This window comes from Citrobacter sp. wls757, from assembly GCF_005280935.1.
Classification (GTDB): Bacteria; Pseudomonadota; Gammaproteobacteria; order Enterobacterales; family Enterobacteriaceae; genus Citrobacter; species Citrobacter portucalensis.
Map to the genome: position 1 here is coordinate 46,910 of NZ_SZWU01000058.1, position 10,471 is coordinate 57,380.

At 55.2% G+C, this 10,471-nt stretch carries 8 protein-coding genes; 3 read left to right on the forward strand and 5 right to left on the reverse strand.

Going from position 1 to position 10,471, the window contains the following annotated elements:
* From FDW94_RS14695 to cecR, 5 genes are all read right to left on the reverse strand, one after another.
* On the reverse strand, positions 1 to 1,026 hold a 1,026-nt coding region (locus FDW94_RS14695; protein ID WP_249358535.1), incomplete at its 3' end, for an ABC transporter permease.
* A gap of 115 nt (positions 1,027 to 1,141) precedes the next feature.
* A complete protein-coding gene (locus FDW94_RS14700) occupies positions 1,142 to 2,275 on the reverse strand; it encodes an ABC transporter permease (protein ID WP_003831545.1) in 1,134 nt (377 codons plus the stop codon).
* A complete protein-coding gene (locus FDW94_RS14705) occupies positions 2,268 to 4,004 on the reverse strand; it encodes an ATP-binding cassette domain-containing protein (protein WP_137377806.1) in 1,737 nt (578 codons plus the stop codon). Before FDW94_RS14705 ends, FDW94_RS14700 begins: the two co-directional genes overlap by 8 nt.
* Positions 3,997 to 4,992, reverse strand: a complete 996-nt coding sequence (gene hlyD, locus FDW94_RS14710; RefSeq protein ID WP_008784196.1) for a secretion protein HlyD — start codon at positions 4,990 to 4,992, stop codon at positions 3,997 to 3,999. The genes FDW94_RS14705 and hlyD overlap by 8 nt, the downstream gene beginning before the upstream one ends.
* The gene (cecR, locus tag FDW94_RS14715) at positions 4,989 to 5,666 is read right to left on the reverse strand and encodes a transcriptional regulator CecR (protein WP_137377807.1); all 678 of its coding nucleotides are present in this window, start codon (positions 5,664 to 5,666) and stop codon (positions 4,989 to 4,991) included. Before cecR ends, hlyD begins: the two co-directional genes overlap by 4 nt.
* A 221-nt stretch (positions 5,667 to 5,887) precedes the next feature.
* On the opposite strand from cecR, the gene rhlE reads away from it, so the two are divergent.
* The 3 genes from rhlE to ybiB all read left to right on the forward strand — a co-directional run.
* On the forward strand, positions 5,888 to 7,234 hold the full coding sequence (gene rhlE / locus FDW94_RS14720; protein ID WP_060682506.1) for an ATP-dependent RNA helicase RhlE: 1,347 nt from the start codon (positions 5,888 to 5,890) through the stop codon (positions 7,232 to 7,234).
* A gap of 96 nt (positions 7,235 to 7,330) precedes the next feature.
* The gene (gene dinG / locus FDW94_RS14725) at positions 7,331 to 9,481 is read left to right on the forward strand and encodes an ATP-dependent DNA helicase DinG (RefSeq protein ID WP_071445151.1); all 2,151 of its coding nucleotides are present in this window, start codon (positions 7,331 to 7,333) and stop codon (positions 9,479 to 9,481) included.
* A gap of 29 nt (positions 9,482 to 9,510) precedes the next feature.
* Positions 9,511 to 10,471, forward strand: a 961-nt coding sequence (gene ybiB / locus FDW94_RS14730; RefSeq protein ID WP_137377813.1) for a DNA-binding protein YbiB, incomplete at its 3' end; no start/stop codon positions are given.

The following is a 10,471-nucleotide window of genomic DNA, read 5'->3' on the forward strand; positions in this document are numbered from 1 at the left end:
CCAGACAATCTGCAGACTCGCATCTTTCAGGTAAATCTGTTTCGTGATGTCCGTAAAATGGCGGATCGGGTTTATCCACGTCAGATTCTGCAACCAGACCGGCATGTTTTCGACAGGTGAGACATAGCCCGAGAGTAAAATCGCCGGCATCATAAACACAAACACCCCGATAAACGCCTGCTGCTGGGTGGCGCACAGTGACGAAATCAGCAGACCAAAGCCGACCAGCGACAGCCCGTAAATCACCATTGTGAAATAGAACAGCCCCAATGAACCGGCAAACGGGATGTGATAAGCCCAGATGCCGATCGCCAGCACAATGGTGGCCTGAAAAGTTGCCACAATTAACGCAGGCACCGCTTTGCCGATGAAAATCTGCCAGGTGGTAAGCGGGGAAACCAGCAGTTGATCCAGTGTGCCTTGCTCGCGCTCGCGGGCAACCGAGAGCGAGGTGACGATCATTACGCCGATGGTGGTGATCATGGCGATCAGCGACGGAACCACAAACCATTTGTAATCCAGATTCGGGTTATACCAGTTACGTACTACCAGCTCGCTGTTGTTCGGTTTCGGCTTGCCGTCCATCAGCTCCTGCTGATACTCCTTAACGATTTGCTGCAGGTAATTCGCGGCAATTTGCGCGCTGTTGGAGTTACGTCCGTCGAGGATAATCTGCATGGGAGCCTGCTGGAAGGTATCCAGATTACGCGAAAAATTGGCCGGGAAACGCACCAACAGCAGGGCTTTTTGCGTGTCGATGGTGGGCTGGATCTCCTGCGGGCTTTTCAACAGCAGAACATGCGTAAAGGCGCTGGCGCGGGCGAAGCGCTGGGTTAGCTCAACCGAATGTTTACCGTTGTCTTCGTTATAGATAGCGATAGTGGCGTTGGTGACTTCCAGCGTTGCCGCGAACGGGAACAGGATAACCTGAATCAGCACCGGTAAAATCAGAATGGCTCGCGTCTGCGGTTCGCGTAACAGCGATTGCAGCTCTTTGCGAATTAATGTCCATAAGCGATGAAACATGCCTGTCCTCTCAGTCCAGTTTGTAGGCCTGATAAGCTAAGCGCATCAGGCATAATGCCGGATGGCGACGTGAACGCCTTATCCGGCCTACGGCTACAATTATCCATACACGAATTTAATCCAGCCGACGTTTGGTTTTAAGCCACGTCAGGCCAATAAACATCACCGCCGAAGCGATTAAAAACAGCACGTTGATAATCAGCACCACCGGAATATTTCCCGCCAGAAACAGGCTTTGCAGGGTACTGACGAAATAACGTGCCGGAATAATGTAGGTTACCGCCCGGATGATCGCGGGCATGCTGTCTATCTGGAAGATAAAACCCGACAGCATAATCGAGGGCAGGAAGGCGGCATTCAGCGCAACCTGCGCGGCGTTAAACTGGTTGCGAGTGATGGTGGAAATAAGCAACCCCATGCCGAGCGTACTGAGCAGAAACAGGCTGGTAATGAAAAACAGGATCAGCAACGAGCCACGGTAGGGCACGCCAAGAATAAACACCGACACCAGCATACACAGCAGCATCGCCAGCATGCCCAGAAAGTAATACGGGATCAGTTTGCACAGTAGGAGTTCGACGCGGGTGACTTCTGTCGACAGCAGCGCTTCCATGGTGCCGCGCTCCCATTCGCGCGCCACCACTAATGAGGTGAGGATGGCGCCAATCACCGTCATGATGATGGTTACCGCTCCGGGAATAATAAAGTGCTGGCTGATGGCCGCCGGGTTAAACCAGTAGCGGGTTTGCACGTCGATCAAAGGTTTGAACGATTCCCCGCGGTCTTCTGCCCGCTGTTGCTGCCAGATTTGCCAGATGCCTTCGACATAACCCTGCACAAAGTTGGCGGTATTCGGTTCGCTGCCGTCGGTGATAACCTGGATCGGGGCGACATCGTTAGGTCGCGCCATCTGCTGGGCAAAATCCACTGGGATCACCACCAGACCGCGAATGCGCCCGGCCTGCATTTTCTCAATCAGTTCCTGACGATTATCGCTGATGGTGGCGTCAATATACGGTGAACCGGTCATGGTATGGGTAAAATCCAGCGCCTCTTCACTCTGCTGTTCGAGCAAAATCCCTACCCGCAGCTTGCTGGAGTCGAGGTTGATCCCGTAGCCGAAGATAAACAGCAGCAGAAGCGGGATCACCACAGCAATCAGCCAACTGCTGGGATCGCGGACGATCTGGCGCGTCTCTTTCACGCACAGCGCGCGGACGCGACGCCAGGAGAGAGCGGAGTTACTCATGCGTATGCTCCTTATCCCAGTCATTGATTAGCGTGATGAACGCCTGTTCCATGGTCGGGTCCGGCGTGTCGCTGTCGGCAACCTGAGCCTTCAGGTCGTCTGGCGTACCGCTGGCTATCAGTTTGCCGCGATACACCAGCCCGATGCGATCGCAGTATTCTGCCTCATCCATAAAGTGGGTGGTCACCATCACCGTGACGCCTTTTTCCACCATGCTGTTGATATGCAACCAGAACTCACGACGGGTGAGGGGATCGACCCCGGAAGTGGGTTCATCAAGGAACAGAATGTCGGGTTCATGCATCAGCGAGCAGGCCAGCGCCAGACGCTGCTTAAATCCCAGCGGCAGTTCATCGGTGGCATGGGAAGCGATACTCTTCAGGCCAAATGCTTCGCTCATACGCTCGATTTTCTCTTTCTGCGCCCGACCGCGCAGGCCGTAGACGCCGGAGAAAAAGCGCAGATTCTGTTCAACCGTCAGGTTACCGTACAGGGAGAATTTCTGCGCCATATAGCCCAGATGCTGACGCGCTTTACCGGAGCTAACTTTCAGGTCCATATCCAGCACCAGCGCTTTGCCGGAAGTGGGGACCAGCAGGCCGCACATCATTTTAAAGGTGGTGGATTTGCCAGCGCCGTTGGGTCCTAACAGACCAAAAATCTCGCCGCGCTGCACGGCAAAGTCTACGTGGTCGGTAGCGGCAAAATCGCCAAATTTCTTGGTCAGTGCTTTGGCTTCGATCACCGTTTCGCCAGGCGTGCCTTCCACGGTATGCAGGATAGCGCCCAGCGGGGATTCCGATGTTCCGGCTCCGCCGAGTAAATCGATAAAGGCATCTTCGAAGCGGGGTGCGGTTTCGTTGATGGTTATCTCCGGCATGCCGTCAGCGTTTTGGATCTGCTGAGCAGTAGCCTCTTTTTTCAGGATTAAACGGACGGATTTGCCCTGAATCATTCCGTCGCTGACCAGCGGCAGTTTTAACGCGCGTTGCAGCAGTCGGCGGTTGTTTTCCTGTGGACTGCTCATCAGGAAGCTGCGACCTGCCATGGTTTGCGTAAGCTGGGTGGGATCGCCCTGGTATAACAGTTCACCTTCGTTCATCAGCAGCACATCACGGCATTGCTCTGCTTCATCCAGATACGACGTACTCCAGAGGATCAGCATGCCGTCCCCGGCCAGCTCGTGGACCATTTGCCACAGTTCGCGACGGGAAATGGGGTCGACACCTACGCCTGGCTCATCCAGCAGCAACACTTTAGGTTCGCCAACCAGCGTACAGGCAAGCCCGAGCTTCTGCTTCATGCCGCCAGAAAGCTTGCCAGCCAGTCGTCCGGTAAATGGTCCCAGCGAGGTGAATTCCAGGAGTCGGGCAAAGGTTTTTTCTCGCGCTTCACCGGTGACGCTGCGTAAGTCGGCATAGAGATTGAGGTTCTCCATGACGGTTAAATCTTCGTACAGACCAAATTTCTGCGGCATATAGCCCAGCACCGCATGTAGTGCGCTGTCGTCTTTGATGGGGTCAAAACCAATCACTTCAGCACTTCCGGCATCAGGTTTTAATAATCCCGCCAGCATTCGCATCAACGTAGTTTTGCCCGCGCCGTCCGGCCCGACAAGCCCGGTCACGTAGCCCGCATGAACGGTACAGTCGAGCGGGGCGACGGCCGGTTTTTCCATTCCGGCAAAGTTTTTCGTCAGCCCTTTAAGCGTAATGACGGCGTCATTCATGCCGTGCCTCATCGCCAAACTTTATCGTTACCGGCATTCCCTGACGCAGCGCATCGTCCGCGTCGGTCACCACAATTCGCAGGCGATAAACCAGGTCGGTACGCAGGTCAGGAGTCTCGACCGTTTTCGGGGTAAATTCGGCGGTAGGAGAAACGAAGCCGATTTTGCCGTGATACGGTTTGTCCGGGCGGCCATCGGTATAAAGCAGGATCTCACGTCCTGGCTGCGCCTGGCTCAGATTTCGTTCGTCAACGTAAGCACGAACCCAAACCGGACGCGTGAGCGACAGCGTCAGTACCGTGCCCCCTTCGTTCAGCATGCTGCCGGGTTCAACTGCACGGGTGAGAAGCGTGCCGTCAGACGGCGAGGTCAGCGTGGTGTCATGCAAATTCAGCTCTGCCTGTGCCAGCTCGGCCTGAGCTTGTTCGAGCGTGGCTTTTGCCTGCTCGATGTCCTGCACACGATTACCGCTGCGATATTGCGTGAGTTTATCCTGTGCGGATTTCAGCGAAGCTAACGCCTGATCGCGAGATGAACGGGCGTTTTCCAGATCGTTGGCTGAAATGGTGCGGCTTTTCCACAATCCGACCTGCCGATTGTAAAAGTTCTGCGCGTAATCATAGGCGGCCTGTGCCTGTTTGACTGCCGCCGCGGTTTGCGCGATCTCTTCTTCGCGATACCCTGCCAGCATCAGATCGTATTGTGCCTGTGCGGCGGCAACGTTGGCTTTTGCCTGCATCAATGCGTTTTCATACGGTGCGCGGTCCAGTTCACCCAGCACCTGACCGGCGGTAATCGCATCGCCTTCGTCAACCGCCAGCGAGGCCAGCCTGCCGCCGACACGAAAACTCAGGTTGACGCTACGGATATCGACATTGCCGTATAGCGTCAGGCCGTTATCTTGCCGACTCTGATACCACCACGTTCCACCGGCAATCACGGCAACGAGGGCCGCGATAACCAGCCCGAGAACGACAGGTTTTTTCATGACTCCAGACTCCTTTGCGTTAAACCTTGCAGAATAAGATCGATGTGACAGGTGATCGTTTGGTCAATCAGCGAGGTTTTATCCTCATCAAATTGTGACCAGCCTGTACGCAACAGAATGGTTTCTTTCCCCAGACGAAAAGCCAGCACCTCGCCGAGTATGGCGTGGGTGTGCAGAATCATTTGGGTATCATTGGCATCGCCGCCCGTATAGGCGGCAATCAGGCGCGTCAGATGTGTATGCAGCGGATTGATAACCTGGTCGTGCACCAGTTGATAAGCCGCGGTGGGGGAAAGCTGTTCGCGCGAGATAAATTTGCTCAGGTTAACGGTGTCGTCCTGAGTTAACAGCATGATCATATTTTTGCAGGCGCGCAGGATCAGTTCGCGCATCGCGCCACGGTCCGGCTTAGGCTGGGCGAATAAACGCTTGGCCTCTTCAGCGTGCGGGCGAAACTGTGCACCGATAAAATCCGCAATCCACTGGGCGCAGGCGAGATATAAATCCTCTTTTGAGCCAAAATAGTAGGTGATAGCCGCAATGTTTTGCCTGGCCTGTGCAGCGATATCACGCGTCGTGGCGTGCAGACCATACTCACCGAATTGCGCCAATGCGGCGGCAATGAGCTGGTTCTTCGCCTGTTCACCTTTGGTTGTCATGGTGGGTGTATTCATGGCACGACTCTGATCTTAATCAATCGATTGATTAAGATTATGACTGATGTGCAGCCTTGTCCAGTCCGGAGCGTTATTTTCCAGTGAAGGGATAATTTATGCGGCACATCACAAAAACTGCTACACTCCGCCCCTTCATGACATTGTGGTTTTTGTCATCTCTATTGTATGTATCTCCCTGAAAACGACACCGGTAACGGTCAGGGCGGTTCGGAGTTGTTATGTCTTTTGATTCCCTTGGTTTAAACCCTGAAATTTTACGTGCCGTTGCCGAGCAGGGTTACCGTGAACCTACCCCTATTCAGCAGCAGGCTATTCCTGCCGTGCTGGAAGGCCGCGATCTGATGGCCAGCGCCCAGACCGGTACGGGGAAAACGGCAGGTTTTACCTTGCCGCTGTTGCAGCACCTGATCACCAATCAGCCGCATGGTAAAAGCCGTCGTCCGGTTCGTGCGCTGATCCTCACGCCAACCCGCGAACTGGCGGCCCAGATTGGCGAAAACGTCCGTGATTACAGTAAGTATCTGAATATTCGCTCGCTGGTGGTCTTCGGCGGCGTCAGCATTAACCCGCAGATGATGAAGCTGCGTGGCGGCGTAGATGTGCTGATTGCCACTCCGGGTCGTTTGCTCGATCTGGAACACCAGAATGCGGTGAAACTGGATCAGGTTGAGATCCTGGTACTGGATGAAGCTGACCGCATGCTGGATATGGGCTTTATTCACGATATTCGTCGCGTTCTGGCAAAACTGCCGGCAAAACGTCAGAACCTGCTGTTCTCGGCAACGTTCTCTGATGACATTAAATCGCTGGCCGAAAAACTGTTGCACAACCCGCTGGAAATCGAAGTGGCGCGTCGTAATACCGCGTCAGAGCAGGTTACTCAGCACGTTCATTTCGTTGATAAAAAACGTAAACGCGAACTACTGTCGCAGATGATTGGTCAGGGCAACTGGCAGCAGGTGCTGGTGTTTACCCGTACCAAACATGGCGCGAACCATCTGGCAGAGCAACTGAATAAAGACGGCATCCGCAGTGCGGCTATCCACGGTAATAAATCTCAGGGTGCGCGTACGCGTGCGCTGGCTGATTTTAAATCCGGTGATATTCGCGTGCTGGTAGCGACCGATATTGCCGCGCGAGGTCTGGACATTGAAGAGTTACCGCACGTGGTGAACTACGAGCTGCCAAACGTCCCGGAAGACTACGTGCACCGCATTGGTCGTACCGGTCGTGCGGCCGCTACCGGCGAAGCGTTGTCTCTGGTGTGCGTCGATGAACACAAGCTGTTGCGTGACATCGAGAAGTTGCTGAAAAAAGAGATCCCGCGTATTGCAACGCCAGGCTATGAGCCAGACCCGTCCATTAAAGCTGAGCCGATCCAGAACGGTCGTCAGCAGCGTGGCGGCGGCGGTGGTCGTGGGCAGGGAGGAGCAGGGCGCGGACAGCAGCCGCGTCGTCAGGATGGCGGTGCGCCAAAAGCGAAGCCGCGTAATGGCGAAGGCAAACCGGCAGGTGATAAACCTCGTCCACCGCGCCGTCCGCGCAAACCGTCTGCAGCGCAGTAATTGCGAGCCCGGCCGAAAGGTCGGGCTTTTCTTTTTGCGACACGGGATAGAAAGTGCCACAATAGTGGCTGTTTATACAGTATTTCAGGTTTTCTCATGGCACTTACCGCCGCGCTAAAAGCGCAAATCGCCGCCTGGTACAAGGCGCTTCAGGAACAGATCCCCGACTTTATCCCCCGTGCGCCGCAGCGGCAGATGATTGCTGACGTCGCGAAAACGCTCTCCGGGGAAGAAGGGCGGCATCTGGCGATTGAAGCACCGACCGGAGTGGGGAAAACCCTGTCGTATCTGATTCCCGGTATTGCCATCGCGCGTGAAGAACAAAAAACGCTGGTGGTCAGTACCGCCAACGTCGCTTTGCAGGACCAGATCTACAGCAAAGATTTACCGCTGCTGCGCAAAATTATCCCCGACCTGCGTTTTACCGCTGCGTTTGGTCGCGGACGCTATGTCTGCCCGCGTAACTTAGCGGCGCTGGCCAGCACTGAACCCAATCAGCAGGATCTGCTGGCTTTTCTCGACGATGACCTGACGCCCAACAACCAGGAAGAACAAAAGCGCTGCGCCAGGCTAAAAGGCGATCTCGACAGCTACAAGTGGGACGGGCTGCGCGACCACACCGATATCGCTATCGACGACGGACTCTGGCAGCGTCTGAGCACCGATAAAGCCAGCTGTCTGAATCGCAACTGTCACTACTATCGTGAATGCCCTTTTTTTGTCGCCCGCCGGGAGATTCAGGAAGCTGAAGTGGTCGTGGCTAATCATGCGCTGGTAATGGCGGCCATGGAAAGCGAAGCCGTTTTGCCGGAGCCGAAAAACCTACTGCTGGTACTTGATGAAGGCCACCATTTGCCGGATGTCGCGCGCGATGCGCTGGAGATGAGCGCAGAAATCAGCGCCCCCTGGTATCGACTTCAGTTGGATCTATTTTGCAAATTAGTGGCTACCTGCCTGGAGCAGTTTCGCCCGAAGACCACGCCGCCACTGGCAAATGCCGAGCGTCTGAACGGTCACTGTGAGGAACTGTATGAGCTGATTTCATCGCTCAATAACATTCTTAATCTGTATATGCCCGCTACCCAGGAGGCAGAACACCGCTTCGCGATGGGCGAATTGCCTACGGAAGTGATGGAGATTTGTCAGCGTCTGGCAAAGCTAACAGAAATGCTGCGCGGTCTGGCGGAACTGTTCCTCAACGATCTCAGCGAAAAAACCGGCACTCACGATATCGTGCGTCTGCATCGGGTTATTTTGCAGATGAACCGGGCGCTGGGCATGTTTGAGGCGCAAAGCAAACTGTGGCGGCTGGCATCGCTCGCGCAATCGTCAGGCGCGCCGGTGAGTAAATGGGCGACGCGCGAGGTGCGTGACGGGCAGATCCACGTCTGGTTCCACTGCGTGGGGATCCGTGTGAGCGATCAGCTCGAACGACTGCTGTGGCGTAGCGTCCCGCATATTATTGTCACTTCCGCAACGCTGCGCTCGCTCAACAGCTTCTCGCGTTTGCAGGAGATGAGCGGTCTGAAAGAAAAAGCAGGGGACCGGTTTGTCGCGCTGGATTCACCGTTTAATCACGTTGAACAGGGCAAAATAGTCATTCCGCAGATGCGCTACGAACCGTTAATTGATAACGAAGAGCAGCATATCGCGGAAATGGCCGCCTATTTTCGCGAACAGCTGGAGAGTAAAAAGCATCAGGGCATGCTGGTACTCTTTGCCAGCGGTCGCGCGATGCAGCGTTTTCTTGAGCATGTTACCGATCTGCGCCTGCTGTTGCTGGTGCAGGGCGATCAGCCGCGCTACCGTCTGGTGGAGTTGCACCGCAAACGGGTGACCAACGGCGAGCGCAGTGTGCTGGTTGGGCTGCAATCTTTTGCTGAAGGTCTGGACTTGAAAGGCGACCTGCTGACTCAGGTGCATATTCACAAAATTGCTTTTCCGCCTATCGACAGCCCGGTGGTGATCACTGAGGGCGAGTGGTTGAAAAGTCTGAACCGCTACCCCTTCGAGGTGCAGAGCCTGCCTGCGGCGTCGTTCAATTTGATCCAGCAGGTTGGGCGACTCATCCGTAGCCATGGCTGCTGGGGAGAAGTGGTTATTTATGACAAGCGTTTATTGACCAAAAGCTATGGCAAGCGTTTACTAAACGCGTTACCCATATTTCCGATAGAGCAACCTGCTGTGCCAGACGTTATAGTAAAACCAAAAGAAAAAGCGAAACCCACGCGCCGCCGTCGGCGTTAACGATGCGAGCAACAGGCAAGGAGTTATCGATGGATTACCGCAAAATCATTAAAGAGATTGGGCGAGGAAAAAATCACGCGCGTGACCTGGATAAGGATACTGCTCGCGGACTGTATACCCATATGATGAACGGCGACGTACCTGACCTTGAGATGGGCGGGGTACTGATTGCGCTACGTATCAAGGGCGAAGGTGAAGCGGAGATGCTGGGCTTTTACGAAGCGATGCAAAACCACACCATTCGCCTGACTCCGCCGGTAACCAAACCCATGCCGATTGTCATTCCCAGCTACAATGGCGCGCGCAAGCAGGCGAATTTGACTCCGCTGCTGGCGATTTTACTGCATAAACTCGGTTTTCCGGTGGTGGTGCACGGCGTCAGCGAGGATCCAACCCGCGTACTGACTGAAACCATTTTCGAACTGATGGGGATTACGCCAACGCTGCATGCCGGGCAGGCGCAGGCAAAGCTGGATGGTCATGAGCCGGTGTTCATCCCGGTGAGCGCGCTGTGCCCTCCGCTGGAGAAACAGCTGGCGATGCGCTGGCGCATGGGGGTGCGTAACAGTGCGCACACGCTGGCTAAATTAGCCACGCCGTTTGCTGAAGATGCCGCGCTGCGTCTTTCCAGCGTGTCCCACCCGGAATATGTTTCGCGCGTGGCGAAGTTCTTCGGCGATATCGGTGGGCGCGGCTTGTTGATGCATGGTACCGAGGGCGAAGTGTATGCCAACCCGCAGCGCTGCCCGCAGATAAGCCTGATAGATTCATCCGGTGTGCGAGTGCTACAAGACCGACAGAGCGAGATGCCTGACGAGCCGGTACCGCTACCGGTAGCAAAAGATCCGGAAACCACCGCGCGCTGGATTGAGCGTTGTCTGGCTGGCAGTGAGCCTGTTCCGGCATCGTTGAAAATCCAGATGGCCTGCTGCCTGGTGGCAACCGGTGAGTCCGCCTCACTGGCTGAAGGACTTGCCCGCGTCGAGCAAA

Bases quoted from the DNA above. Each gene is read 5' to 3' on its own strand.
- FDW94_RS14700 (WP_003831545.1), bottom strand. From the start codon at position 2,275: ATGAGTAACTCCGCTCTCTCCTGGCGTCGCGTCCGCGCGCTGTGCGTG.
- hlyD (WP_008784196.1), bottom strand. From the start codon at position 4,992: ATGAAAAAACCTGTCGTTCTCGGGCTGGTTATCGCGGCCCTCGTTGCC.
- dinG (WP_071445151.1), top strand. From the start codon at position 7,331: ATGGCACTTACCGCCGCGCTAAAAGCGCAAATCGCCGCCTGGTACAAG.
- cecR (WP_137377807.1), bottom strand. From the start codon at position 5,666: ATGAATACACCCACCATGACAACCAAAGGTGAACAGGCGAAGAACCAG.
- rhlE (WP_060682506.1), top strand. From the start codon at position 5,888: ATGTCTTTTGATTCCCTTGGTTTAAACCCTGAAATTTTACGTGCCGTT.
- FDW94_RS14705 (WP_137377806.1), bottom strand. From the start codon at position 4,004: ATGAATGACGCCGTCATTACGCTTAAAGGGCTGACGAAAAACTTTGCC.